Genomic DNA, 22,526 nt, shown 5'->3' with positions numbered 1-22,526 from the left:
GGCCATGGCGGTGATCTCAATCAAGTTGACCGAGGCCCTCGATGCGCAACTCACCGAGCAGGCCCAACGGCGCCGTCTCAGCAAGTCCGAATTGGTTCGTCGCGCATTGACGGCGTTTCTCCAATCCCCAGAGCAAGGCGTGGAAGACGCAGCACACCCCTCCGCAGCTGATCTGTTGGCCGATCTCGTGGGCTGCTGCGAAGGCGGGCCCGCTGATCTGTCATCCAACCCTGGGTTCCTTTCTTAAGCGCTATGAGAATGTGCCCGCTTCTCTGGCGGATGCCGCATTGATTCGCCTCGCGGAGATCAACGACTCGCCGCTGCTTCTTACGACGGATAGTGACTTCCAGATCAATCGCCGTCATGGACGGCAAATGATTCCTTTGGTACAGCCGTAGGCGTTGTCTGTGCAGAAGCGGCCCTTCGGCCACCCACCCCAAGGGCAGCGTTTGGGCTTGATTTGGCACCGACAACATTTGAGCTATGCTGAATGAACGCCGACGTAGGACATTTGACCCATTCCTATGGAAAACACATTTGAGGCTGTCGTTGAAAAAGATGGGCGTATCAGAATCCAGAGTCCTGTCCATCTGAAGGCGGGGGCGAAGGTGTTCGTTTCCGTTCCCGGTGACGACCCTGACTCTGTCGTCAGCGGAGTTGTCTTGAGTGAAACGGCCCTAGCGGCCGACTGGCTGAACTCAGAAGAGGAAGCTGCATGGGCCCACCTGCAATAGGTGACGTCGTACTCATCCCTTTTCCCTATTCCGACCTCTCGCAAGCCAAGCGCAGGCCGGCCTTGGTCATTGCAGATGTTGGAATGGGAGACTTTGTGCTGTGTCAGATCACAAGCAGGTCCTACGCAGACAGATTAGCAATATCTCTTTCGGAAAGTGACTTTGCCGAAGGTGGGCTCAAGCGTGAGAGCTTTGTGCGAATCGGAAAGTTGTTCACTGCGAATTTCTCGATCATTTCTGGAGTGGCCGGCAGGTTGAGTCGCGTGAAAATGTCTGAGGTCCTTGATGTTTTGGTCGACATCCTGCGGGCAGGTGGCCTTGAGCGGTGACATGCCTCCGCATCAATGGGGGCAGCATTGGGCACTGCGGGGGCCAGAGTGGACCTCCCCGGCGCCCCTGCCCGATGCGTTCCCCCCGGGCGGCCCTCTGCGCCGTGGCCGCCGCCGCCACCGCCCTGCTACTGCCGCCCATCCCGTCCGGCCAGGCCCAGGCCGCCTGGCAGACCTGCTCCTTCAACGGCCGCGCCGAAGCCTGCCTGGTCGCGGGCGGCTCCACTTCGTTCACGGTCACCTTCCGCTCCGACGGCAAGCAGATCGAGATGGAGAAGGTGGGCGAGCCCTGGACCTGCGGCCAGGGGGATCGGGAGGAATGCGGCAAGTTGCTGATCACCGAGCCCAGCAATGGCCGCACCACCCTGGCCACCTACCGACAGACCTCCTCCACCTTCCTGGTGCGCAGTGAGCGGGGCAACACTTACACGATTCCCTTCTGAATTAGCCTGTCCACGCTGTGGAATGACCGCTCCAGTGACCACTCCGGAATCCCCCAGGCCCCCCTTTCCCCCCTTCGATGCCGAATCGGCCGCCACCAAAGTGCGCCTGGCCGAGGATGCCTGGAACGGCCGCGATCCGGAACGGGTGGCGCTGGCCTACAGCCCGGACAGCGTCTGGCGCAACCGGGCCGAGTTCGTCAGCGGCCGCGAGGCCATCCGGCAGTTTCTGGCCCGTAAATGGGCCCGGGAGCTCGACTATCGCCTGATCAAGGAACTCTGGGCCTTCCACGGCCACCGCATCGCCGTGCGTTTCGCCTACGAATGGCACGACGATTCCGGCCACTGGTTCCGTTCCTACGGCAACGAAAACTGGGAGTTCGATGCCCAGGGCTTCATGCACACCCGCATCGCCAGCATCAACGACCTCCCCATTCAGGAGCGCGAGCGGAAGTACCACTGGCCGCTGGGCCGCCGCCCCCACGACCATCCGGGCCTGTCCGATCTGGGCCTCTGATCAGATCCCGGCAGCGCCGGCCGATCCGATCCGCAGCACCTTGGCCCCCCGCCCCTGGCCGCGGCGCAGCTCCTGCAGGGCCTGGTTCGCCTCGGCCAGGGGGAACTCCTTCACCTCAGCGCGGATCCCGGCGGCGGCCGCCAAGGCCAGGAACTCCCGCACGTCGGCGCGGGTCACGTTGGCCACCGAGCGGATCTCCTTCTCGCGCCAGAGATCGCGGGAGTAGTCGAGGTTCAGCAGGGCCGCCTTGTCAGCCTCCTGCTTGCCGATGGCGTTGATCACCAGCCGGCCGCCGGGGTGCAGGTTCCTCAGGGCGGCCACAACGGGTGTCCAGGCCGGGGTGGTGTCGATCACGGCGTGCAGCTTCACGGGGGATTCGGCTTCGGTGGCCCCGGCCCAGGCGGCCCCCAGTTCCAGGGCGAAGGCCCGCTGGACGGCGCTGCGGGCGAACACGAACACCCGCGAGGCCGGAAAGCGGTGGCGCACCATCGGCAGCACCAGGTGGGCCGACGCCCCGAAGCCGGTGAGCCCCATGTCCTGCCCATCGGCCAGGCCGGAGAGTTCGAGCGAGCGGTACCCGATCGCCCCGGCGCAGAGCATGGGTGCCACCGACGCGGCCTCCAGCCCCGCCGGCAGGCGATGGGCGAACGCTGCCGGCACGGTCACGTACTCTGCGTAGCCGCCGTTGACGTCCCGGCCGGTGGCCACGAACGCCGGGCAGAGGTTCTCCCGGCCGCTGCGGCAGAACGCGCAGCTGCCGCAGGCGTGGAAGATCCAGGCGATGCCCACCGCGTCGCCCGGAGCTAAGCCTTCGCAGCCGGGGTCGCTGGCGGCCACGGTGCCGACGATCTGATGGCCCGGGATCACCGGAAAGCGGGGTGGAGGGGTGCGTCCCTCGATCTCATCGAGTTCGGTGTGGCACACCCCGCACACCTCCACCTTCACCAGCAGCTCGCCGGGCCCCGGCACGGGCGGCGGCAGGTCCATCGGCACCAGCGGGGCCGGTGTGAGCGCCATGTCGCAGCAGGCCTCGATCACCATCGCCTTCATGTCGGCCTCCCCGGCGGACCGGCGCAGTGTCCCGGCGCGCGTTCGCAGCATCCACTCTGGCGCCCACACTGGCAACGGGGCCCCAGGCCTCCGCACCTTCGCGAGACCTCCGATGCCCGCACCGACGGTGGCCGCCCGGACGCCCATCCGCGTCGACCTGGAGGAAGGGAAGGAATATTTCTATTGCGCCTGTGGCCGCTCAGCGGACCAGCCTTTCTGCGATGGCTCCCACGAAGGCAGCGGCTTCACACCGCTCTCTTTCGTGGCCGAGAAGAGCGGCAAGGCCCTGCTGTGTCGCTGCAAGCAGACCGCCACACCCCCCTTCTGCGACGGCACCCATGCCCGGGTTCCCCCTGATCGGGTGGGCACCGCTTTCGCCGTGGGGGAAGACGGCGCGTCCGGGGGCGGTGGGATGCCTGCGCCCCACGCCACGGCGGAGGAGCCCAACCTGGAGCTGATCCACGAACTCGCCGAGCATGGCCTCGACGCGGTGGGGCGGGAAGGGCCGGTGGCGGCCATGGGGGTGCCGCGCGCCCAGCTGCCCCTCTGGGACGACATCCAGATCCTGACGGCCCAGCTGGCGCGCCGGCCCCTGGCCGTCGATGCGCCGGTCGGCACGGAGCTGGTGATCGGCCCTGCGGCCCGGCGCCCCCTGCGGCTGGAGATCCCGCTGCTGGTGTCGGACATGAGCTTCGGCGCCCTCTCCGAGGAGGCCAAGCTGGCCCTGGCCACCGGGGCGGAGCGGGCCGGCACGGGCATCTGCTCCGGCGAGGGGGGGATGCTGGGCGAGGAGCAGGCCGCCAACCACCGCTATCTCTACGAGCTCGCCCCGGCGATGTTCGGCTACCGGGAAGAGCTGCTGCCGCTGGTGCAGGCCTTCCACTTCAAGGCCGGCCAGGCCGCCAAGACCGGCACCGGCGGCCACCTCCCCGGCGCCAAGGTCACGGCGCGCATCGCCGCGATCCGCGGCATCCCCGCAGGCGAGCCGGCCTGCTCCCCCGCCACCTTCGCCGGTCTCCACACCCCGGCGGATTTCCGCGCCTTCGGCGATCGGGTGCGGGAGCTCAGCGGCGGCATCCCGGTGGGCTTCAAGCTCAGTGCCCAGCACATCGAGGCCGATCTCGATTTCGCCCTCGAGGCCGGGGCCGATTACCTGATCCTCGATGGCCGCGGCGGCGGCACCGGCGGCGCCCCCCTGCTATTCCGTGATCACACGGCCGTACCCACCATCCCCGCCCTCGCCCGGGCCCGGGCCCATCTCGACCGCCACGGGGCCAGCGGCCAGGTGACGCTGATCGTCACCGGCGGCCTGCGCTCCCCGGCCGACTGCGTCAAGGCTCTGGCCCTCGGGGCCGATGGGATCGCCCTGGCCAATGCCGCCATCCAGGCGATCGGCTGCGTCGGCTCCCGGATCTGCCACACCAACCGCTGCCCGGCGGGAGTGGCCACCCAGGATCCCCAGCTGCGCCGCCGGCTGGAGGTGGAGCACGCCGCCCAGCGGCTGGATCGCTTCTTCCGCTCAACGGTGGCGCTGATGCAGGTGCTGGCGCGGGCCTGCGGCCACGACCACCTGCGCCACCTCAACCGGCACGATCTGGCCAGCTGGCACCGCGACCTGGCCGAACTGGCCGGCATCGCCTGGAGCGGCGCGGCGCCCTGAGCGGGGGACTCAGCAGGCCTCCAGGCTCCAGCCCCCGCAGCAGCGCCGCCCCCAGGGCCAGGGCCTCGGCGGCAAGGGAGCGGAATTCGCCTGGGAGGTGGGCGAAGCCCGCGCTCAGGGAAGAGTCCATCAGCGCGCCAGGTGCCGGTAGAACCAGCCCTTGGCCGTTTCGGCGCTCGCCACATAGGCCGCCAGGATCACCGCCAGCAGGGCCAGGACCACCGGCGGCAGGGGCACCAGGCCGAACAGCGCGCCCAGGGAGGTCCAGGGCAGCAGCAGGGTGAGGCCCACCACGGCCACCGTGGCGGCCACCAGCCAGCGGGAGGGTCGGCTGCGGAACAGGGGCCCGCGGGTGCGGATCACCAGCACGATCGAGGCGGCCGAGATCACCGACTCCAGGAACCAGCCGGTGCGGAACTGGGCCGCATCCGCCTTCAGGACCCAGAGCAGCACCGCGAAGGTGAGGTAGTCGAACACCGAGCTGACCAGCCCGAAGGTGACCATGAAGCGCCGGATGAAGGGCAGGCTCCAGCGGTGCGGCCGCTCGATCCAGTCGGGATCCACCCGGTCGGTGGCGATGGTCATCTCCGGCAGATCGGTCAGCAGGTTGGTGAGCAGGATCTGCTTCGGCAACAGGGGCAGGAACGGCAGCAGCAGGGAGGCGCCGGCCATCGAGAACATGTTGCCGAAGTTGGCGCTGGTGGCCATGAACACGTACTTGAGCGTGTTGGCGAAGGTGCGCCGGCCCTCGCGGATCCCCGCCAGCAGCACCGCCAGGTCCGGCTCGAGCAGCACGATGTCGGCCGCCTCCCGGGCCACGTCCACCGCCCCCTGCACCGAGAGGCCCACATCGGCGGCATGCAGGGCGGGAGCGTCGTTGATGCCGTCCCCCAGGTAGCCCACCACCTGGCCGGCGTTGCGCAGGGCATGGATCAGCCGCTCCTTCTGGTTCGGTTCGATCTCGGCGAACACATCCACCGCCTCGGCCCGCACCGGCAGGGCGATGTCGCTGAGCTGCTGCAGCTGGGCGCCGGTGAGCACCTCGGGGTTGCGCAGGCCCGCCTCCCGGCCCACCCGGGCCGCCACCAGGGCGTTGTCGCCGGTGATGATCTTGAGCCGCACCCCCAGCCGCTCCAGTTCGGCCACGGTGTCCCGCACCCCGGGGCGCAGGGGATCGCTGAGGCCCAGCAGGCCCAGGAACGTCATTCCCGCCTCGTCCTCGGGACGCACCCGGCGGGGCACCAGGGAGCCTTCGGCGGGCCAGCGCCGCACGGCCACCGCCAGCACCCGGTACCCCTCGGCGCTCCAGTCGGCATAGAGGCGGCGCAGCTCCGGCTCCACCGGCGCCAGCGGCAGCGTGGAGCCATCGGCGGCCTCGGCCCGCTCGCACACCTCCAGCACCTTGAGGAAGGCCCCCTTGGTGATCAGCACCGGCGTGTCCCCCTGGCGGGCCAGGACGCTCAGGCGCTTGCGCACGAAGTCGAAGGGGAGCTCGTCGAGCTTGCTCCAGTCGCCGAGATCGCCACCGCCGGCCTCCCGGATCGCCGCATCGATCGGGTTGCTGAAGCCCGTCTCGAAGCCGGCGTTCACGGCCGCGTGGCGCAGCACCGCCGGGTTGGGGCCACCGTCGATGCCGCAGCTGCGCTGCACCCTGGCCGTGCCCTCGGTGAGCGTGCCGGTCTTGTCGGAGCAGAGGATCGCCATGCTGCCGAAGTTCTCGATCGACGAGAGCCGCTTGACGATCACCTGGCGGGCGGCCATCCGGCGCGCCCCCTGGGCCAGGTTCACGGAGATGATCGCCGGCAGCAGTTGCGGGGTGAGCCCCACGCCGAGGGCCAGGGCGAACAGGAACGAATCCACCACCGGCCGGCGCAGATACACGTTGACCGCGAAGATCGCGATCACCAGAGCCAGCGTCACCTCCAGCAGCAGGGCCCCGAAGCGGCGCACGCCCCGCTCGAAGTCCGTCTCGGGGCTCCGCTGCCGCAGCCGCTCGGCGATGGCCGCGAACTGGGTGGCGGCGCCGGTGCGCACCACCACCGCGGTGCCGCTGCCGCTGACCACGTGGGTGCCGAAGTACAGCACCCCGGTGCGCCCCGCCAGGGGGGCGTCGGCGGCCACGGGCACCGCGTGCTTGCTCACCGGAAAGCTCTCACCGGTGAGGGCCGCCTCGTTGAGGCTGAGGTCCCGTTCCTCCAGCAGGCGGCAGTCGGCGGGGATCCCGGCCCCGGCCGAGAGCACCAGCAGATCGCCCGGCACCACCTGGGCCACCGGCACGGCCTGCTCGCTGCCGTCGCGGCGCACCCGGGCGGTGGTCTGCACCGTGCGCAGCAGCTGCTCCATGGCGCCGGCGGCCCCGTGCTCCTGCCAGAAGCCCAGCAGGCCGCTGATCAGCACGATCACCAGGATGATCAGCCCGTCGGTGGGCGAATCCAGCAGGAAGGAGAGCAGGGCCGCGCCGGCCAGGATCAGGATGATCGGGCTGGTGAACTGGCGCAGCAGCAGCCACAGCGCCCCACCCCGTGCCGGAGCGGCGAGGCTGTTGGGGCCCTCGCTGAGCAGGCGCCGGCCCGCTTCCTGGGAGCTCAGCCCGTTCGCCCCCGTACCGAGCCTGGCCAGCAGCTCGGCGATCGGCTCGCTCCAGAAGGGGTGGCCGCTGGCGGTGGCCGGCGGCTGACCGGAGGCTGGACGGGACATCGGCGCAGGCCCGGATCTCCCCAGGCTGATCGATTCATGGGCAGGCGGCCCCATCGGCGCGGGCGCGCCGGAGGGGGCATCGTTAGGCTCCGATCAGAGAGTTGTGGCGTGGGATGGAGGAGAAACTCATCTTCGTGAGTGTGGGTGCCACCGCCACGGCGGAGCAGGAAGCCTTCGTGCGATCGATTGAGGATCGCCTGCGCAGTGAATCCCTGATCCCCAAAACCGTCGGCCGCAACACCTTCAGCGCCGATGCACCGCTGAAGGCCATCACCGAACTGATGGAGAAGTGTTCCGGCATCGTCGTCATCGCCCTCGAGCGCTCCTACTTCCCCTCCGGTCTCGATAAGCGCGGCGGTCCGCGTCAGGTGAATCTGGCAGACACGAGGCTGCCGACGCCGTGGAATCACATCGAAGCGGCGATGGCCTACACCAAGCATCTGCCGCTGCTTGTGATCGTCGAAGACGGTCTGAAGGCGGAGGGATTGCTGGAGCCGGGTTACGACTGGTACGTGCAGAAACTTCCTCTGGCCGAGACGGCGCTGGTCTCCAACGAATTCAACGGCGTTCTCGCCGACTGGAAGGAGAAGGTGCTGGCGCTGGAGCCTGGGGCCGGGTCCCCGTCACCGTCGCCGCCAGCGCTGCGGGGGCTGAACCCGGCGGAACTCTCCATGCTCGATCTGGTCGGTGCCCTCCGGCCGGTCCAGTTGTGGAGTGTGGCGATCGGCCTGGCCGGCCTGCTGGCGGGGGCCTTCAGCCTCGGAGCCCGCCTGGTTCCCCCCTTCGGCGAACGGCCCAGGCCTGTCCAGGGCGCCCTCAGGCCGGCGCCGCCTCCGGGCGGGGTTGAATCTCCGTGCCGAAGCGCTCCTCTAGCCACACCAGGCGGACGTTCCGCCTGATCCCGTGGGAAATCCGTGCACCGATCCTCCACCGGGGCGGGGAGGCGATGCCAGGCCTGAGAGCGACGCGCCTGCCTGAATCCTGCCCATTCCCGTTGCCTGCGGGCGCTGACCCATCGCTGCGGCGGGCGATCGAGATTGACCACAGAGACAGGTGCATTCCATTCACCCTGTCAGTGGGGGTTGGCCATGCATCGAGGCGACGCGGAAGCCGGCGCGAGATCCGGCGGGCGGGAATGGATCTTGGACAATAATGTTAAAGTTGACAGCCAATTGCCGACAGGCCATTGATGACCGCCCCCGCACGCGGAGTCGTCAGCCAGGCCAGCCCGGGCGCCCCCCCGGTCCTCCCCCTGGTCACGGTCGTCGTGGTGTTCCGCGAGCGGTACAGCCTTGCCTCTCGCTCTCTGCGTTCGATCCTGGAGCACCGGGATTACCCCTTCGCGCTCCACTACCTCGACAGCCAGTCCCCGCCCTCGGTGCGCCGGGAGCTGGAGGCGGCCGAGGCCCGCGGCGAGCTGACGCTGTTCCCGGCGGCACCCGGCACCCCCAACCAGCTGCGCAATCAGGCGCTGCAGGCGGTGACGACCAGGTATGTGTGTTTCATCGACAATGATGTGCTCGTCACCCGGGGCTGGATCGAGACCCTGGTGACCACGGCGGAGCGCACGGGAGCGGGCATCGTGTTCCCCCTCTACCTGATGGGTGAGTTCGCGGCGGATCGCATCCACATGGCCGGCGGGAAGAACCATTTCTCCGAGAAAGACGGCGAGATCGAATACAACGAAGAGCATCTGTTCGCCAACGCTTCTGCCTCTCGCATCGCTGGCTCCTTGAAGGGGGGTGACTCCGATTTCGGCGAATTTCACTGCATGCTGCTCAGCATGAAGATGCTCCAGGACGTGGGCCCCCTCGATGAGGCCTACCTGCAGGTCAACGAGCACATCGACATCGCCATGATGGCCAGGCAGGCGAACTACCGGGTCGTCTTCGAGCCAAGGTCCATCGTCAGCTACGTCTACGCCAACGAGCAATCCCCCTTCTGGCTCTGCGACATCGAGCCCTATCGCAGGCGCTGGAGCCATGAGGTGGCGGCCCGGGACTTGGCCCACCTCTCCAGGAAATGGAAGGTGCGCTCCCGCCAGAGCCAGAACATCACCTCCTTCCTCAACCACCAGATCGGCAACCTGGAGCAGGTCCATCCCCGCACCCGGGAGACCGCGGCGGCGGCGGCCGAGGCTGTGGACAACCACGCCTATCCCTATGTGCATTCCTTTCCCCGGCTGGTGCGGCAGTGCCTGGCCCAGGGCCATTCCCCCCAGGAGATCGCTGCACTGAACAGGGCGTTCGATGTCGCCGCCGAGCTGCACGGCGGCTCCTTCCGGGGCTCGAAGAAAACCTTCCAGGAGCATCTCGTGCGCACCGCCAGCGTCCTGGTCGTGCACGGTGCCCCCTTCGATCTTGTCAAGGCCTCCCTGCTGCATGCCGTTTACATGCCCAACACCAGCTCCGGCCGGCATCTGACCCCCACCGAGCGGAACCGGGCCCTGCTGCGGGACCTGGTGGGCCGCAAGGTGGAGGCGATCGCCCATGCCTACGGCGCGGCCAGTGCCGCAGGCCCCGCCGATCCCCAGGGTCCCCCGCCGGTGATAGCGGAACTGCCCATCGTCAGCGCCCAGGCCAGCGTCGTGCGGATCGCCAACGACATCGAGGATCTCCTCGACCACGCCGCCCTGCTGGAGCGCAAATCACTCCGGCATTTCGCCCGGGTTCACACCGCCCACGGGCCCGTCGCCGAGGCCTGCGGCTACCGCGCCATGGTGGCGGAGTTCGCCGAGCGGATCCGCCTGGCCGAGGCAGCCCTGGCGCCGGGCTCGCAGGATCCGGCGGCGGCGGCCTGGCTGATCGAGCTGCTGCGGGAGCGCGCCCCCTATCCCCTGCTGGAATCCCATTCCCTCGCCGTGCGATCGCGCCGGCTGGCTGCCCGCGTGGTGCGCAAGATCCCCCGGCGGGGCATTCCCCTGCCGCTCAAGCTGGCGGCCCGGAAAGTGCTCAGTCCCTTCGGGTTGGTCTGAACCGATCCCGGCGGATCAGTCCAGATCAGGCGGGCCCCGCCCCCTGGCGCTGGAGCACCTCCACGCAGCGCCCACACAGGCTGGGATGGTCCGGGTGCTGGCCGATGTCGCTTTCGTGGTGCCAGCAGCGCTCGCACTTCGTCCCCGCGGCCCGCGCGATCCGCACCCGCACCCCCTCCTCCTCGGTTTCCGCCAGGAGGGCCTCCGCCGGCGGAGACCCGCCGACCCGCAGGGCCGAGACCAGCAGCCAGTCGGCCAGGTTGTCGACCTCCGGATGGGGGCTGGCCTCCACCAGGGCCAGGGCCTCCGGCAGGGACGTCGCCTCCGGCGCCGCGTCCGCCGCGGTGTCCGAGGTCGGCTTTAGCAACTCCAGCTGCACCTGGGCCTCGAGGGAAGCGCCCAGTTCCCCCCGGCCGCGGCAGCCCTCCAGCAGCCGGTTCACCTGGGCGCGCAATTCGAGGATCCGCTGCATCGGCGCCAGCAGCTCCGGGGCAGCCCAGCTCTCCGGCACCGTGGGCCAGCCCCGCTCGAACACCGAGGCCTCGGCCACCGGATAGGGCAGGTTCTGCCAGATGTCCTCGGCCATGTGGCAGAGCACCGGCGCGATCAGCCCCGCCAGCCGCTCCACCACCAGGTGCAGCACCGTCTGGCAGCTGCGTCGCCGGACGTCGCCGGCCGCACTCACGTAGAGGCGGTCCTTGGCGATGTCGAGATAGACGTTGGAGAGATCCACCACGCAGAAGTTCTGCAGGGCCTGGAAGAAGCGGTAGAACTCGTAGCGCTCGAAGTCGGCGTTCACCGCCTCGATCAGGCTGGCGGTGCGCTGCAGCATCCAGCGATCCAGCAGGGGCAGGTCCTCGATCGCCACGGCATGCTCGGCGGGCACGAAATCGTGCAGGTTGCCCAGCAGATAGCGGGCCGTGTTGCGCACCTTGCGGTACACATCCGCCAGCTGTTTGACGATCCCGGGCCCCAGCGGCACGTCGGCGGAATAATCCACCGAGCTCACCCACAGCCGCAGCACGTCGGCGCCGTAGGGCGGCTCCTGCTTCTCGTTCTTGCCGCCCTCCACCAGAACAACAGGGTCCACCACGTTGCCCAGCGACTTGCTCATCTTGCGGCCCTTCTCATCGAGGGTGAAGCCGTGGGTGAGCACACGGCGGTAGGGGGCATGGCCGTTCACGGCCACCGAGGTGAGCAGGCTGCTCTGGAACCAGCCACGGTGCTGGTCGGAGCCCTCCAGATAGAGATCGGCGGGGTAGCCCAGTCCCCGGCTTTGCAGCACGGCGGCCCAGGAGGAGCCCGAGTCGAACCAGACATCCATCGTGTCGGTGCCCTTGCGCCACTGGTCGGCCTGGTCGGCCCAGGCCGGCGGCAGCAGGCCCGCCTCGTCCCGCTCCCACCAGACATCGGCGCCGTGCTCGGCGATCAGGGCCTCGGCGTGGGCCAGGGTGTCGGCATTGAGCAGCACCTCGCCCGTCTCGCGGTGATAAAAGACCGGGATCGGCACCCCCCAGGAGCGCTGGCGGGAGATGCACCAGTCGCCCCGGTCCCGCACCATCGCCTCGATGCGGTTGCGGCCGCTGGCGGGCAGCCACTCCACCACCGCGATCGCCTCCAGGGCCTGGGCGCGGAAGCCGTCGACGGAGGCGAACCACTGTTCGGTGGCCCGGAAGATGGTGGGCTTCTTGGTGCGCCAGTCGTAGGGATAGCGGTGCTCGTAGCGCTGCTCGGCCAGCAGCAGGCCGGCGTCCCGAAGGGCGGTGATGATCGCCGGGTTGGCGTCCTTGAGCACGTTCAGCCCGGCGAAGGGGCCCGCCTCGGCGGTGAGGGTGCCGGCCTCATCCACCGGGCAGAGCACCGGCAGGCCGTACTTGTTGCCGGTGTGGAAGTCGTCGACGCCGTGGCCCGGGGCCGTGTGCACCAGGCCGGTGCCGGTCTCGGTGGTGATGTAGTCACCGCCGATCACCACCGGGCTGGTGCGATCCAGGAGCGGATGGCGGTACTGGATGCCCTCCAGCTGGGCCCCCTTGAGGGTGAGCAGGGGCTCGAGCGGGCGCTCCAGGCTGGTGCGCAGCTGATCCACCAGCTGGGCGGCCACCACCAGGTAGCGGGGCGTGCCGCCGTTGGTGGTGCCGTCGCGGCAGATGGCGTAGTCCAGCTGGCCATTCACCGACACCGCCAGGTTGGCCGGCAGGGTCCAGGGGGTGGTGGTCCAGATCGCCACGAACAGCTGCTCCCGGTGGGCCGCATCGGTGGGTCCGGCGATGCCGGCGTCTGCCAGCAGCCCGGCCAGCGGCGCCGGCAGGTCCACCACCGGGAAGGCCACGTAGACGCTGGGGGAGGTGTGCCCGTCGGGGTACTCCAGCTCGGCCTCGGCCAGGGCGGTGCGGGAGCTGGGGCTCCAGTGCACCGGCTTGAGGCCCCGGTAGATGTGGCCCGCCAGCACCATCTTTCCGAAGACGCCGATCTGGGCCGCCTCGTAGGACTTCTGCAGGGTGAGGTAGGGCTCGTCCCAGTCGGCCCAGATGCCCCAGCGCCGGAAGCCGCTCCTCTGGGCCTCCACCTGCTCGAGGGCGTAGGCATGGGCCCGGCGTCGCAGGTCGATGGGGGTGAGCCCGCGTCGCTCCTCGCCGCCCAGGCCCTGCAGCACCTTCAGCTCGATCGGCAGGCCATGGCAGTCCCAGCCCGGCACGAACCGGGCCCGCCTCCCCTGCAGCAGGGCGTGCTTGTTGATGATGTCCTTGAGGATCTTGTTGAGGGCGTGGCCCACGTGCAGGGCGCCGTTGGCGTAGGGCGGGCCGTCATGCAGGGTGAAGGGCGCCCCCGGGTTGCTGCGGCTCAACCGTCCATAGAGATCCTGCTCTTTCCAGAAGGCCTGCAGTTCCGGCTCCCGCACCCGGGCGTTCGCCCGCATCGCGAAGGGCGTCTGCAGCAGGTTGAGCGTGTCCTTGTAGGACGCCGGGCTTGCCGTCACGTCGCCGGGGCGCGAGAAGGCTGGATTATCCCGCCTCGCCGAGACCCTCCTCCGGCAGCGGCGTCACCGGCTCGGGCGGGGCTTCCGGCGTTGCCTCCGGCGCAGCATCCGGCGGGGCCTCCGGGATGGCCTGCTCCAGCAGGGCGTCGATCGCCTCGAAGTCGCTGACCACCAGGGGCCCATCGCCGCTCGCCTCGGCCGTCTCCGCCTCGGCCTCGACCACCTCGGCTGCCTCGGGTGCCGCTGCTGGGGCGGCAGCGTCCGCCTCGGGCCGCACCCACTTCTTGGTGCTGGCGGGGCGCGCGGCGCGCCGTTCCGCCAGCCAGGCCCCCAGGCCGCTGGCCAGGCCCCCGGCCAGCTGCAGCAGCCGCGCCAGGGAGGCCCCGACCTGGCTGAGGCTGGTCCGCCAGCGCTCCCACGACCAGAGCCGCTGGCGTTCCTCGTCACTGAGCAGGCGCCAGCGGGCCTGGCCCACCTCCACCCCGAGCCGGCCGATCAGCAGGCCGCCGCAGAGCACCGCCAGCATCGGCGCACCGGTGAGCCGCTCGGCGCTGGTGACGAGCACCAGGCCCAGCAGCAGCACCAGCGCCCCCCACACCGAATCCCTGGCCCGGCTCAGCTCCGAGGCCAGCAGGGGCAGCAGCAGCAGCAGCGTGCCGAGCAGCAGGGCCAGGAAGCCTCCGAGGGTGGCAAGCATGGCCGGGGCGACGTCTGGTCCCATTCTGGGCGGTGACCACCGGGGCGCCGCCGCCGACGGATCGCACCGGCCGGCCTGTCTAAAGTCCAGCCAGGCCCACCTGGCGGAATTGGTAGACGCGCTGGATTTAGGTTCCAGTGGCTCAGGTCGTGGGGGTTCAAGTCCCCCGGTGGGCATCCCTGACGGATCCGGGCCCGCCCCGAGGTGCGGCTTCGAGGGCGCACCTACGCTTCCCATTAATGGGAATGCCTGCATGACGAGCCCTCTCCGCCAGCTCACGGCGCTGCTTTTGGGCGTGGGACCGCTGCTGGCGGCGGCTCCCGTCCGGGCGCTGGAGGAGATCCAGCTCACCCTGCCCCTGCTCGAGACGGCGTTCACGGTCCAGATCCGCGAGCTGAGGGATCAGCGCAGCCTGCTCTCCGGCAACAGTGACCTCGCGGAGCTGGACCGGGCCACCAACGGCGCCATCGGCCGCCGGCTGGTGGAGGCCTTCCAGACGCCCCTGCCCCTGCCGCTCAAGGCTCTCGCCGAGCAGTCGGTGGGTTCACCCCTGGTCAACCAGGTGCTGCTGCTGATCTCGTCGGTGGTGCTGGTCGAGGGGGTGCGCCAGCCGCTCGACTCCAGCCAGCTGGCGGCCTCCCTGGAGAGCAGCCAGGCCAAGGGCAGCCTGAACCTGCTGGAGGTGCTCGAGGCCCTGCCCGGCCAGAGCGCCACGGTGGATCTGCAGCGGGTGGTCTTCGCCATCGATCGACTCACCCGCCAGCAGCGCCTGGGCAACCAGCTGGTGGCCTCCCTGCCCGCCGCCGGAATCAGCCCGGCCCTCAGCCAGGCCGGCTCCCTGGCGGTGAAGCGTCAGGAGCTGGCGATCCCCGTCACCCACCGCCCCAAGCCCCTGCAGGTGGTCACGATCCAGCCGGAAACCGGCTCCAATGGCCGGCTGGTGCTGATTTCCCACGGCCTCTGGGACGATCCCGAAAGCTTCGAGGGCTGGGGCCGGCACCTGGCCAGCCACGGCTACACCGTGCTGCTGCCCCGCCACCCCGGCAGCGACAGGTCGCAGCAGCAGGCCATGCTCTCCGGCCAGGTGCCGCCCCCCAAGCCGGAGGATCTGCGGTTGCGGCCCATGGACATGACCTCGGCCATCGATGCGGCCGCGGCCGGCAGCCTGGGGTTGCCGGCGGGGCTCCGCACCGACGCCGTCGTGGCCATGGGCCAGTCCTACGGCGCCACCACGGTGCTGCAGCTGGCCGGGGCCCGGCCCAGTGCGGCCCTGCTCAAGCGCTTCTGCGACGACGTCACCAATCCGGCCCGCAATGTCAGCTGGGTGCTGCAGTGCAGTTTCCTCAGCTCCGCCGACCAGGCCGGCCTGGCCGACCCCCGGGTCAAGGCGGTGGTGGCGGTCAGTCCGCCGATGTCGCTGCTGTTCGATCAGGGTTCAGCCAGGGCCATGGGCGGCCGGGTGCTGCTGGTGAGCGGCAGCCGCGACTGGGTGGTGCCCTCTGGCCCTGAGGCGCTGCGCCCCATGGCGATGGAGGCGCGCAACGCCGGCGGCGGCCACCGGCTTGTGCTGGCCAAGGATGGCGACCACTTCAACCTGCGCTCCCACTTCGCTAACGGCGGCGGCGCCCTGCGGGGGCTGCTGCTCGCCTGGACCGACGGTGCCTTCGCCGCCGGTGCCGCGGTGGCCCCGGGCCCGGACGCGCCGCCGCTGCTGCCCCCCGATGGCTGGGGAGCCACCGAGTTCCCCCTGGTGGACATCACCGGCAGCCTGCGCAGCCTGCCGCTGGGCCCCAACCAGCCATGACCGCTCCGTCCCGGGCCGCCGTGTCGCGCCGACCTGGCGTCTTCCGTAATCTGGGGCCTCCGATGGGGATCCGGACCTGGCCCAGGTCATGACAGACACGCTGGCACCCACGTCCGCCTCCGTGGCTTCGACCACGCCCGTGCCGCGGCTCAGTGTCCCCAGGGAGTACCTGGATCCCCCCGCCGCCTGGAACCCCACGGTGGGCCTGTTCCTGGCGGGCTATGGCCTGGCGGCCCTGACGATCTGGGGTTGGTTCGTGGGTGGCTGGCCCCTGCCGGCCCTGCTGGCCCTGGGCTTCCTGGCCCTGCACCTGGAGGGCACCGTCATCCACGACGCCTGCCACAACGCCGCCCATCCCAACCGCATCTGGAACGCGGTGATGGGCCATGGGGCGGCCCTGCTGCTGGGCTTCAGTTTCCCGGTGTTCACCCGGGTGCATCTGCAGCACCACGCCCACGTCAACGACCCCAAGCTCGATCCCGACCACATCGTCAGCACCTTCGGGCCCCTGTGGCTGATCGCGCCGCGCTTCTTCTATCACGAAGTCTTCTTCTTCCGCCATCGCCTCTGGCGCCACAATGAACTGTTCGAGTGGGTCCTGGCCCGCACCATCTTCGTGCTGATCGTGGTGGCGGCCGCCCGGCATCACTTCCTGCCGTTCGTCTTCAACTGCTGGTTCGCCCCGGCCCTGATGGTGGGCGTCACCCTCGGTCTGTTCTTCGATTACCTCCCCCACCGGCCCTTCCAGTCCCGCAACCGCTGGCACAACGCCCGCGTCTACCCGAGCAGGCTGATGAACTGGCTGATCATGGGCCAGAACTACCACCTGATTCACCATCTCTGGCCGTCGATCCCCTGGTTCGAGTACCAGCCGGCGTATCACGCCACCAAGCCGATTCTCGATGCCAAGGGTTCACCCCAGCGGCTCGGATTGTTCGAGAGCCGCGCCGACAGCCTCAACTTCCTCTACGATATCTTTCTCGGCGTGCGCTCCCACAAGAAGCGCCGCAGCCGTCTGCGTCCCCTGGCCCGGCTGATGCCCACCCGCCATGCCCGCCGGCGGGTGCTCGAACTGCTGCACCGCACCGCCATCTCGCCGGTGCGCTGAGGCCAGGCTTCAGTCGCCCAGGATCTTGGGCACCCGGAAGAAATCCCCCTCCCGCTGGGGGGCCAGGGAGAGCAGCTCCTCGCGCACCGGGGTGGGATCCACCGCGTCGGGGCGGGTGACGTTGACCACCTCCACCGCCCGGGTGGTGGGGGGCACCCCTTCGGTGTCCACCTGCTCGAGGTGGGCCACGTAATCCAGGATCCGCTCCAGCTGAATGGTGTAGGTGGCGATCCGTTCCTCGGGCAGGGCCAGGCGGGCCAGCTGGGCCACCTTGCGCACATCGTCGGCCGTGATCCGCTCCATCGTCGCGCTCGTCGTCGTCGTCCGAACCTAGCCGCGGCCTCTCTGCCTCAGCTCGCTTCCCCGTCCGGCCCCAGGAAGTCGGCCAGGTCGTCGGCCAGGGCCGCCGCCGCCAGCTCCAGGAAGCGGGCGCCATGCTCGGCGCTGGCCAGGAACGGGTCGGAGCCCATGCGGCCATCGGGATGGCGGCGGCGGAAGTCCTCGGGGCCATGAATCGGTCCGGCCGGGGCGGCTTCCGGCAGGGGCCGCTGCTTGGCGTTGAGGCTGGGCTCCAGGTGCAGGGTGAGGGCGATCTCGCTGGGGGTGGCATGGTGCCCCTCCCGGTCGCCGTAGCGGTCGCGGGCCTCCCGCATCACCGGGCCGGCGGTGAACCAGTTGGCCAGACGGCAGCGCAGTCGCTGGGCGCCCGGCAGCCCCCGGGCGGCGGCGGTGCCGTAGGCCTGGGCGAAGGCGGCCCGGGCGGTGGCGATGTTGCCGCCGTGGCCGTTGATCACGTAGATGCGCTCGAAGCCGTGGCGGGCCAGCGAGAGCACCACGTCATGGAGCACGGCCAGCAGGGTGGACGGCTGCAGGCTGATCGTGCCGGCGAAGCCCAGATGGTGCTCGGCCATGCCGAAGGCCTGGGCGGGCGTCACCAGCACCCCGGTGCGGCGACCCACCTCCAGGGCCACGGCCTCGGCGGTGAGGGCGTCGGTGCCGATGGCGCCGGTGGGCCCGTGCTGCTCGGTGGACCCCAGCGGCACGATCACCCCCCGGCAGCGGGTCAGGTACTCCTCCACCTCGGGCCAGCTGCGCAGCTGCAGCCGGATCGCCTCGTTGCTGGCCACGGGGCCCGGAACCGTGCTGGGGCCTGGGGCGGTGCTGGGCATCGATCGGGTCATGGTGAACATGGCGGCCGGCGCCGTGCTGCCTAGGATCGACCCTATCCGCGGCGTCACGATGCTGCATCGCAAGCTCGACCGATTTCGCCTGGAGCAGCGTCCGGTCTGGGTCTACCTGCTGGATCAGCAGCGCTGGATCGAGCGGGCCCTGGTGGTGGAGATCGAGGGCGATCTGGTCACCCTCCGCTACGACGACGAGGACGGCGACGAGCGCCACAGCTGGGAGGAGAGCGTCCGGCTGGCCTCGATCGGAGCCGTCAGCACCCGGCTGGCTTCAGTGAGCCGCTCCGCCGATGCCGACGACCTGCCCACCACCGGCGACTGTCCCGAGGCCGAACGCCTCGGCAGTTCCTGATCGCTGGCTCGATGGCCGCCGGCTGCCAGGCCTCAGTGGGCGGTGCCGTTGCCGTCGTAGTCGTCGGTGTCGTAATAGCCCCCCTTGGTGCCGAAGAAGAGGGTGGTCAGCACGAACAGGCCGCTGACGGCCAGCAGGACGGTGCCGAGGTTGAAGCTGGCGGTTTCCATGGAAAGGGCGTTGATCAGGGGGTAGGACTGTTCAGCGCTGAGGCCAGTGTGGCCCGCCGGCGCGTCCAGCGCGTCCTGGGCCGGCCTCCGGTCCGCTTCCCCGCACCGTCGGCGGTTCTGCGTCAGGCGAGGTGGGCGCTGAGCAGCTCGAGGTCCTGGGCATAGAAATCCCGGATCGAGCCGATCAGGGAGGGACACAGCGCCCGGCGCGCTTCCTCGGCCAGGCCCTGCTCCGAGGCGTTCACCTTCACCGGGCTGTCTTCGCTGGTGAAGCCCTTCTCCTGAAGCCAGGAATCCAGCCGGCTCAGATGGCTGACCTCATCAACGATCATGTGGCCGGATTCGTCGAACAGCCACCAGCTCTGGGGCCGGAAGATGAAATCGACCCGATGCAGGCTCTGCTGAAACAGCCAGTCCTCACAGAAGGTCCGAAAGTCCGTCAGGGCCCAGCGGGGAGGCCTGTGCAGCGGAAACTGGGACACCAGCTCGGTGCCGCCGCGAAGCGAGAAGCAGTAGGCCGAAATCAGCCGCTCGACGGGACAGCGAACAAAGGCGACGGACGTTCGGGCGGCATAGAGGCGATCGCCCAGCAGCTGGCGCCGGATGAAATCGGCATAGAGGTGCCCGAGGGGGCGGCCGTGAATCAGGGTGGCGGCATAGGTGCCTCCGCACCGGGGGACATGCACAAAGATGTACCTGGACTTCAGGTAATCGAGGCGAGCCTTCAGGCCTGTCCGGGTGAAGCGCAGCCGATCGAGAATGGAGTAGCGCTTCGCCATGGCCGCCGAACGTTATCCCTTGGTTAAGACCTGGTTAAGCCAGCCGAGTCCCTCCCTGCCGTACCAAGGGACACGGGATGCAGAACGCAACGGAAAAGCCAGCGACCTGGCTGCAGACTCGGCCGGAGGCCGCCCCATGGTGACCAGCTGCCACGACCCTCCGGTTCCTCCCCTCCCCCCGTCCTTCTTCCCCCGCCCCGCCGAGCTGGTGGCCCCGGAGCTCATCGGCTGCCTGCTGCTGCGGCGCCAGGCCTCGGGCGCCCTGCTGTGGGGCGTGATCGTCGAAACCGAGGCCTACTGCCAGAGCGAGCCGGCCTGCCATGGCCACCGCCGCCGCTCGGCCAGCAACGACACCCTGTTCGGGGAGCCCGGCCGGTTCTACGTCTACCTGACCTACGGCGTGCACCACTGCGTCAACGTGGTCACCGGCCGGCGGGACTGGGCCAACGGGGTGCTGCTGCGGGCGGCTGCCCTGCCGGGGGCACCGGAGCGGGCGGCGGCCGGCCCCGGCCTGCTAGCCCGCCGCTTCGCCATCGACCGCCGTCAGGACGGCCGGATCGCCGAGCCGGCTTCAGGCCTGTGGCTGGCCCCGCGGCTGCCCGAGGTGGCGGCGCTGCTGGAGGGGCCAGGGCCGCAGGGGGAGGCGCTGCTGCTGCAGACGCAGCGCATCGGCGTCTCCCAGGGGCAGGAGCTGCCCTGGCGCTGGTACCTGCGCGCCAGCCGCAGTGTCAGCCGGCGGGCCCGCGGCGATCGCACGCCCCGACACGATCGGCTCGCCGCCCTGCTGGCCTCTACGGTTGGGGCGTTCGACGGGAGCAGAACGCCTTGAGCGGCTGGAGTCACCGCCACGTGCTGGACCTGGCGACCTTCTCGGTCGACGACTTCGCCACCCTTCTCGAACTGGCCCAGCGCTTCCGGGCCCTGCCGGTGGCCGGTGCGCGCCGCTTGCCCGCCCTCCAGGGCCGGCTGATGACCAGCCTGTTCTTCGAGCCCAGCACCCGCACGCGCAGCAGCTTCGAGCTGGCCGCTAAACGGCTCTCGGCGGAGGTGCAGAGCTTCTCGCCGTCGTCGAGCTCCCTGAGCAAGGGGGAGAGCCTGCTGGACACCGCCCGCACCTACGTGGCGATGGGCGCCAACATCCTGGTGGTCCGCCACCGCTGCGCCGGGGTGCCCCACAGCCTCGCCCGCGACCTCGACCGCTGCGGTGAGCGCGTGTCGGTGCTCAGCGCCGGCGATGGCCTGCACAGCCACCCCAGCCAGGGTCTGCTCGACCTGTTCACCCTGGCGCGGCATTTCGAACCCGAGGCCCCCTCCCCCGCCAGCCTGCGGGGCCGCCGCATCGTCATCGTCGGCGACGTGCTCCATTCCCGGGTGGCCCGCTCCAACCTCTGGGCCCTCACCGCCTGCGGTGCCGACGTGGTGCTCTGCGGGCCGGCCACCCTGCTGCCCGATTGCTTCGCCGACTTCGTGCTGGCCCCGCCGCCGGGCCAGGGGGCTGATCCGGTGGCCGCCCGGGGCCGAGTGCGGGTCGAGCGGCGCCTGGAGGAGGCCCTGCCCGGGGCCGATGCCGTCATGACCCTGCGCCTGCAGAAGGAGCGGATGCAGCAGCACCTGCTCACCAGCCTGGACACCTACCACCGCCAGTATGGCCTCAGCCACCGGCGCCTCGCCCTCTGCGGCGACGCCGTGCCGGTGCTGCACCCCGGCCCGGTGAACCGGGGGGTGGAGATCGCCGGCGAGCTGCTCGATGATCCCGGCCGCAGCCTGGTGGAGGAGCAGGTCCGCAACGGCATTCCGATCCGGATGGCCCTGCTTTATCTGCTGGCCGCCGTCTGAGGGCTCAGAGCAGCTTGAAGCCATCCAGCAGCAGGCCGTAGAGCAGGCCCATGCGGGCCATGTCCAGCACCTGCAACCGCAGCTTCAGCGGCTGGGCCAGCAGCCGGCCCCGCACCCGGGCCGCCAGCTCGATGGCCAGCACACACACCAGGGCGCCGAGGGGATCGAACAGGGAGAGGGCACCGGTGATCGAGCCGACACTGCCGCCGATCACGAAGCCGCCCAGCAGCACGATCAGCAGCAGGGACAGGCGGCGCCAGGGGTTTTGCGCCCAGGCCTCCAGCAGGTTGCCGGACTGGGTGATCCGCTGCTGGAATCGGGTCTGCTGGAAGCGGGGAGGCAACAGTGCGAACCTGCCGCTGGGTGGAAAGGGGAGCAGGGGGCTCACCACCCAAGGGTGGAAAGCCGCTGGCGGTGATCCCCATCACCCGGCCCAATCCCTGCGATTCCTTGTCTACACCATCTCTGGCGTCTTGACAGCATTTTCCCCCCACCGATAGGGGATGCCAATAAAAAAGCCCGAGGCCGAGGCCCGGGCGGGGTGATGGGGACAACACCAGCAAACCAATCTCCAGCGGGTCGGGCAAGGGGGGGCAGCCGCTGACCGGAGCGTCCCTGCGGGGGCTTGACGGGTGGCGTGGTCGTTCTCAGACGTCGCGATTAGCCGTCCCCGTCCTTCTTGCGGGATCCTTTGCCTTCCAGAAGCTCCAGCAGGGCCTCCATCTGGGCCATCACACCCCGTACCTCACCGGCCTCCGGCAGCAGGCCGTCCTCCATGACTCCCTGGTGCATCTCCCGCAGCTCCTGGCGGATGTAGCGCAGATGACTGACAACCTGTTCGCGTTTGGACTGCGACATTGAGCGGGCCCCTGATCAACCCCCTCTTTTACCCCATCGCCGATTCACTTCCGCCCGAAACGCTCCTTGGCCTGCTGGTAGAAGGCGAGATCCACACCCTCCAGGCCGGCCTCGCGGGCCAGGGACTCGATCCGCCGGCGGATGATCGGCCGCACCACGAACGGGATCTCCCTGAGGCTGGCTTCCGCGTCGCTGCTCCAGTCCATCGGCGGGTGTGGGCCGGGGCTTCCGGGAGCCCGGCCGGGGAGAATGGTGGATGGAGAATAGGGGACTCGAACCCCTGACCTCTGCGGTGCGATCGCAGCGCTCTACCAGCTGAGCTAATTCCCCTTCGATCGCCATTATCACCATCCCGTCCCC

At 69.8% G+C, this 22,526-nt stretch carries 23 protein-coding genes and 2 tRNA genes; 13 read left to right on the top strand and 12 right to left on the bottom strand.

Going from position 1 to position 22,526, the window contains the following annotated elements; translation table 11 throughout:
• Positions 1 to 4: 4 nt before the first annotated feature.
• The 4 genes from CYAGR_RS19600 to CYAGR_RS09015 all read left to right on the top strand — a co-directional run bounded on the left by CYAGR_RS19600 (position 5) and on the right by CYAGR_RS09015 (position 2,020).
• Positions 5 to 247 (top strand): ribbon-helix-helix protein, CopG family, encoded by a 243-nt coding sequence (locus CYAGR_RS19600; RefSeq protein ID WP_156818426.1) that lies wholly within the window; start codon positions 5 to 7, stop codon positions 245 to 247.
• A gap of 468 nt (positions 248 to 715) precedes the next feature.
• The gene (locus CYAGR_RS19595; protein ID WP_015109493.1) at positions 716 to 1,063 is read left to right on the top strand and encodes a type II toxin-antitoxin system PemK/MazF family toxin; all 348 of its coding nucleotides are present in this window, start codon (positions 716 to 718) and stop codon (positions 1,061 to 1,063) included.
• Positions 1,064 to 1,137: 74 nt separating this feature from the next.
• A complete protein-coding gene (locus CYAGR_RS09020; RefSeq protein ID WP_015109492.1) occupies positions 1,138 to 1,506 on the top strand; it encodes a hypothetical protein in 369 nt (122 codons plus the stop codon).
• Positions 1,507 to 1,528: 22 nt separating this feature from the next.
• On the top strand, positions 1,529 to 2,020 hold the full coding sequence (locus CYAGR_RS09015) for a nuclear transport factor 2 family protein (protein WP_015109491.1): 492 nt from the start codon (positions 1,529 to 1,531) through the stop codon (positions 2,018 to 2,020).
• On the opposite strand, the gene CYAGR_RS09010 is transcribed toward CYAGR_RS09015, so the two are convergent.
• Positions 2,021 to 3,121, bottom strand: a complete 1,101-nt coding sequence (locus tag CYAGR_RS09010; RefSeq protein ID WP_015109490.1) for a zinc-binding alcohol dehydrogenase family protein — start codon at positions 3,119 to 3,121, stop codon at positions 2,021 to 2,023.
• Positions 3,122 to 3,182: 61 nt separating this feature from the next.
• Here CYAGR_RS09010 and CYAGR_RS09005 point away from each other — a divergent pair, with 61 nt between their 5' ends.
• Positions 3,183 to 4,730, top strand: a complete 1,548-nt coding sequence (locus CYAGR_RS09005) for a glutamate synthase-related protein (protein ID WP_015109489.1) — start codon at positions 3,183 to 3,185, stop codon at positions 4,728 to 4,730.
• A gap of 129 nt (positions 4,731 to 4,859) precedes the next feature.
• On the opposite strand, the gene mgtA is transcribed toward CYAGR_RS09005, so the two are convergent.
• The gene (mgtA, locus tag CYAGR_RS09000; RefSeq protein WP_015109488.1) at positions 4,860 to 7,427 is read right to left on the bottom strand and encodes a magnesium-translocating P-type ATPase; all 2,568 of its coding nucleotides are present in this window, start codon (positions 7,425 to 7,427) and stop codon (positions 4,860 to 4,862) included.
• Between the two features lie 113 nt (positions 7,428 to 7,540).
• On the opposite strand from mgtA, the gene CYAGR_RS08995 reads away from it, so the two are divergent.
• Together CYAGR_RS08995 and CYAGR_RS16515 are read left to right on the top strand one after the other, a co-directional pair.
• Positions 7,541 to 8,326 (top strand): hypothetical protein, encoded by a 786-nt coding sequence (locus CYAGR_RS08995; protein WP_015109487.1) that lies wholly within the window; start codon positions 7,541 to 7,543, stop codon positions 8,324 to 8,326.
• A gap of 290 nt (positions 8,327 to 8,616) precedes the next feature.
• The gene (locus CYAGR_RS16515; RefSeq protein ID WP_015109486.1) at positions 8,617 to 10,401 is read left to right on the top strand and encodes a glycosyltransferase family 2 protein; all 1,785 of its coding nucleotides are present in this window, start codon (positions 8,617 to 8,619) and stop codon (positions 10,399 to 10,401) included.
• Positions 10,402 to 10,426: 25 nt separating this feature from the next.
• On the opposite strand, the gene ileS is transcribed toward CYAGR_RS16515, so the two are convergent.
• Positions 10,427 to 13,378: an isoleucine--tRNA ligase gene (gene ileS / locus CYAGR_RS08985; RefSeq protein ID WP_015109485.1), complete on the bottom strand. Its 2,952-nt coding sequence runs from the start codon at positions 13,376 to 13,378 to the stop codon at positions 10,427 to 10,429.
• Between the two features lie 25 nt (positions 13,379 to 13,403).
• The gene (locus tag CYAGR_RS08980) at positions 13,404 to 14,075 is read right to left on the bottom strand and encodes a Ycf66 family protein (RefSeq protein ID WP_015109484.1); all 672 of its coding nucleotides are present in this window, start codon (positions 14,073 to 14,075) and stop codon (positions 13,404 to 13,406) included.
• A 94-nt stretch (positions 14,076 to 14,169) separates the two neighbouring features.
• Here CYAGR_RS08980 and CYAGR_RS08975 point away from each other — a divergent pair.
• The 3 genes from CYAGR_RS08975 to crtR all read left to right on the top strand — a co-directional run bounded on the left by CYAGR_RS08975 (position 14,170) and on the right by crtR (position 16,987).
• Positions 14,170 to 14,251, top strand: a tRNA-Leu gene (locus tag CYAGR_RS08975).
• 77 nt (positions 14,252 to 14,328) lie between these two features.
• On the top strand, positions 14,329 to 15,879 hold the full coding sequence (locus CYAGR_RS08970; RefSeq protein ID WP_015109483.1) for an alpha/beta hydrolase: 1,551 nt from the start codon (positions 14,329 to 14,331) through the stop codon (positions 15,877 to 15,879).
• Positions 15,880 to 15,967: 88 nt separating this feature from the next.
• Positions 15,968 to 16,987, top strand: coding sequence for a beta-carotene hydroxylase (gene crtR, locus CYAGR_RS08965; RefSeq protein WP_015109482.1), 1,020 nt, complete (start codon positions 15,968 to 15,970; stop codon positions 16,985 to 16,987).
• A gap of 9 nt (positions 16,988 to 16,996) precedes the next feature.
• Here the strand turns inward: crtR and gatC are convergent, their stop codons facing one another.
• A complete protein-coding gene (gene gatC, locus CYAGR_RS08960) occupies positions 16,997 to 17,290 on the bottom strand; it encodes an Asp-tRNA(Asn)/Glu-tRNA(Gln) amidotransferase subunit GatC (protein WP_015109481.1) in 294 nt (97 codons plus the stop codon).
• 47 nt (positions 17,291 to 17,337) lie between these two features.
• On the bottom strand, positions 17,338 to 18,156 hold the full coding sequence (locus CYAGR_RS08955) for a creatininase family protein (RefSeq protein ID WP_015109480.1): 819 nt from the start codon (positions 18,154 to 18,156) through the stop codon (positions 17,338 to 17,340).
• On the opposite strand from CYAGR_RS08955, the gene CYAGR_RS08950 reads away from it, so the two are divergent.
• A complete protein-coding gene (locus tag CYAGR_RS08950; protein ID WP_425386778.1) occupies positions 18,104 to 18,523 on the top strand; it encodes a DUF6679 family protein in 420 nt (139 codons plus the stop codon). The genes CYAGR_RS08955 and CYAGR_RS08950 overlap by 53 nt on opposite strands.
• Positions 18,524 to 18,555: 32 nt before the next feature.
• On the opposite strand, the gene CYAGR_RS18745 is transcribed toward CYAGR_RS08950, so the two are convergent.
• Together CYAGR_RS18745 and CYAGR_RS08945 are read right to left on the bottom strand one after the other, a co-directional pair.
• Positions 18,556 to 18,693, bottom strand: coding sequence for a hypothetical protein (locus CYAGR_RS18745; RefSeq protein ID WP_015109478.1), 138 nt, complete (start codon positions 18,691 to 18,693; stop codon positions 18,556 to 18,558).
• Between the two features lie 122 nt (positions 18,694 to 18,815).
• Positions 18,816 to 19,472, bottom strand: coding sequence for a hypothetical protein (locus CYAGR_RS08945; protein WP_015109477.1), 657 nt, complete (start codon positions 19,470 to 19,472; stop codon positions 18,816 to 18,818).
• A 136-nt stretch (positions 19,473 to 19,608) separates the two neighbouring features.
• On the opposite strand from CYAGR_RS08945, the gene CYAGR_RS08940 reads away from it, so the two are divergent.
• On the top strand, positions 19,609 to 20,301 hold the full coding sequence (locus CYAGR_RS08940) for a DNA-3-methyladenine glycosylase (RefSeq protein WP_015109476.1): 693 nt from the start codon (positions 19,609 to 19,611) through the stop codon (positions 20,299 to 20,301).
• Positions 20,298 to 21,308 carry an aspartate carbamoyltransferase catalytic subunit gene (locus CYAGR_RS08935; protein ID WP_015109475.1) on the top strand — a complete coding sequence of 337 codons (1,011 nt, stop codon included), beginning with the start codon at positions 20,298 to 20,300 and terminating at the stop codon, positions 21,306 to 21,308. The genes CYAGR_RS08940 and CYAGR_RS08935 overlap by 4 nt, the downstream gene beginning before the upstream one ends.
• A gap of 4 nt (positions 21,309 to 21,312) precedes the next feature.
• Here the strand turns inward: CYAGR_RS08935 and CYAGR_RS08930 are convergent, their stop codons facing one another.
• From CYAGR_RS08930 to CYAGR_RS08915, 4 genes are all read right to left on the bottom strand, one after another.
• Entirely contained in the window at positions 21,313 to 21,651 is a 339-nt protein-coding gene (locus CYAGR_RS08930; protein WP_043326907.1) for a DUF565 domain-containing protein, read from the bottom strand.
• A 317-nt stretch (positions 21,652 to 21,968) separates the two neighbouring features.
• On the bottom strand, positions 21,969 to 22,166 hold the full coding sequence (locus CYAGR_RS08925; protein WP_015109473.1) for a hypothetical protein: 198 nt from the start codon (positions 22,164 to 22,166) through the stop codon (positions 21,969 to 21,971).
• 44 nt (positions 22,167 to 22,210) lie between these two features.
• The gene (locus CYAGR_RS08920; RefSeq protein WP_015109472.1) at positions 22,211 to 22,372 is read right to left on the bottom strand and encodes a PCP reductase family protein; all 162 of its coding nucleotides are present in this window, start codon (positions 22,370 to 22,372) and stop codon (positions 22,211 to 22,213) included.
• A 51-nt stretch (positions 22,373 to 22,423) separates the two neighbouring features.
• Positions 22,424 to 22,496, bottom strand: a tRNA-Ala gene (locus tag CYAGR_RS08915).
• Positions 22,497 to 22,526: the final 30 nt, after the last annotated feature.

The sequence above is a fragment of the Cyanobium gracile PCC 6307 genome (assembly GCF_000316515.1).
Classification (GTDB): Bacteria; Cyanobacteriota; Cyanobacteriia; order PCC-6307; family Cyanobiaceae; genus Cyanobium; species Cyanobium gracile.
Note: the sequence above shows the minus strand (reverse complement) of the source record. Positions and strands in the feature narration are given on the sequence as shown.

Excerpts from the sequence above, each read along its gene's own strand:
- CYAGR_RS19600 (WP_156818426.1), top strand. The coding sequence starts at position 5 with ATGGCGGTGATCTCAATCAAGTTGACCGAGGCCCTCGATGCGCAACTC.
- CYAGR_RS19595 (WP_015109493.1), top strand. The coding sequence starts at position 716 with ATGGGCCCACCTGCAATAGGTGACGTCGTACTCATCCCTTTTCCCTAT.
- CYAGR_RS09020 (WP_015109492.1), top strand. The coding sequence starts at position 1,138 with ATGCGTTCCCCCCGGGCGGCCCTCTGCGCCGTGGCCGCCGCCGCCACC.
- CYAGR_RS09015 (WP_015109491.1), top strand. The coding sequence starts at position 1,529 with ATGACCGCTCCAGTGACCACTCCGGAATCCCCCAGGCCCCCCTTTCCC.
- CYAGR_RS09010 (WP_015109490.1), bottom strand. The coding sequence starts at position 3,121 with ATGCTGCGAACGCGCGCCGGGACACTGCGCCGGTCCGCCGGGGAGGCC.
- CYAGR_RS09005 (WP_015109489.1), top strand. The coding sequence starts at position 3,183 with ATGCCCGCACCGACGGTGGCCGCCCGGACGCCCATCCGCGTCGACCTG.
- mgtA (WP_015109488.1), bottom strand. The coding sequence starts at position 7,427 with ATGTCCCGTCCAGCCTCCGGTCAGCCGCCGGCCACCGCCAGCGGCCAC.
- CYAGR_RS08995 (WP_015109487.1), top strand. The coding sequence starts at position 7,541 with ATGGAGGAGAAACTCATCTTCGTGAGTGTGGGTGCCACCGCCACGGCG.
- CYAGR_RS16515 (WP_015109486.1), top strand. The coding sequence starts at position 8,617 with ATGACCGCCCCCGCACGCGGAGTCGTCAGCCAGGCCAGCCCGGGCGCC.
- CYAGR_RS08980 (WP_015109484.1), bottom strand. The coding sequence starts at position 14,075 with ATGCTTGCCACCCTCGGAGGCTTCCTGGCCCTGCTGCTCGGCACGCTG.
- CYAGR_RS08970 (WP_015109483.1), top strand. The coding sequence starts at position 14,329 with ATGACGAGCCCTCTCCGCCAGCTCACGGCGCTGCTTTTGGGCGTGGGA.
- crtR (WP_015109482.1), top strand. The coding sequence starts at position 15,968 with ATGACAGACACGCTGGCACCCACGTCCGCCTCCGTGGCTTCGACCACG.
- gatC (WP_015109481.1), bottom strand. The coding sequence starts at position 17,290 with ATGGAGCGGATCACGGCCGACGATGTGCGCAAGGTGGCCCAGCTGGCC.
- CYAGR_RS08955 (WP_015109480.1), bottom strand. The coding sequence starts at position 18,156 with ATGCCCAGCACCGCCCCAGGCCCCAGCACGGTTCCGGGCCCCGTGGCC.
- CYAGR_RS18745 (WP_015109478.1), bottom strand. The coding sequence starts at position 18,693 with ATGGAAACCGCCAGCTTCAACCTCGGCACCGTCCTGCTGGCCGTCAGC.
- CYAGR_RS08945 (WP_015109477.1), bottom strand. The coding sequence starts at position 19,472 with ATGGCGAAGCGCTACTCCATTCTCGATCGGCTGCGCTTCACCCGGACA.
- CYAGR_RS08940 (WP_015109476.1), top strand. The coding sequence starts at position 19,609 with ATGGTGACCAGCTGCCACGACCCTCCGGTTCCTCCCCTCCCCCCGTCC.
- CYAGR_RS08925 (WP_015109473.1), bottom strand. The coding sequence starts at position 22,166 with ATGTCGCAGTCCAAACGCGAACAGGTTGTCAGTCATCTGCGCTACATC.
- CYAGR_RS08920 (WP_015109472.1), bottom strand. The coding sequence starts at position 22,372 with ATGGACTGGAGCAGCGACGCGGAAGCCAGCCTCAGGGAGATCCCGTTC.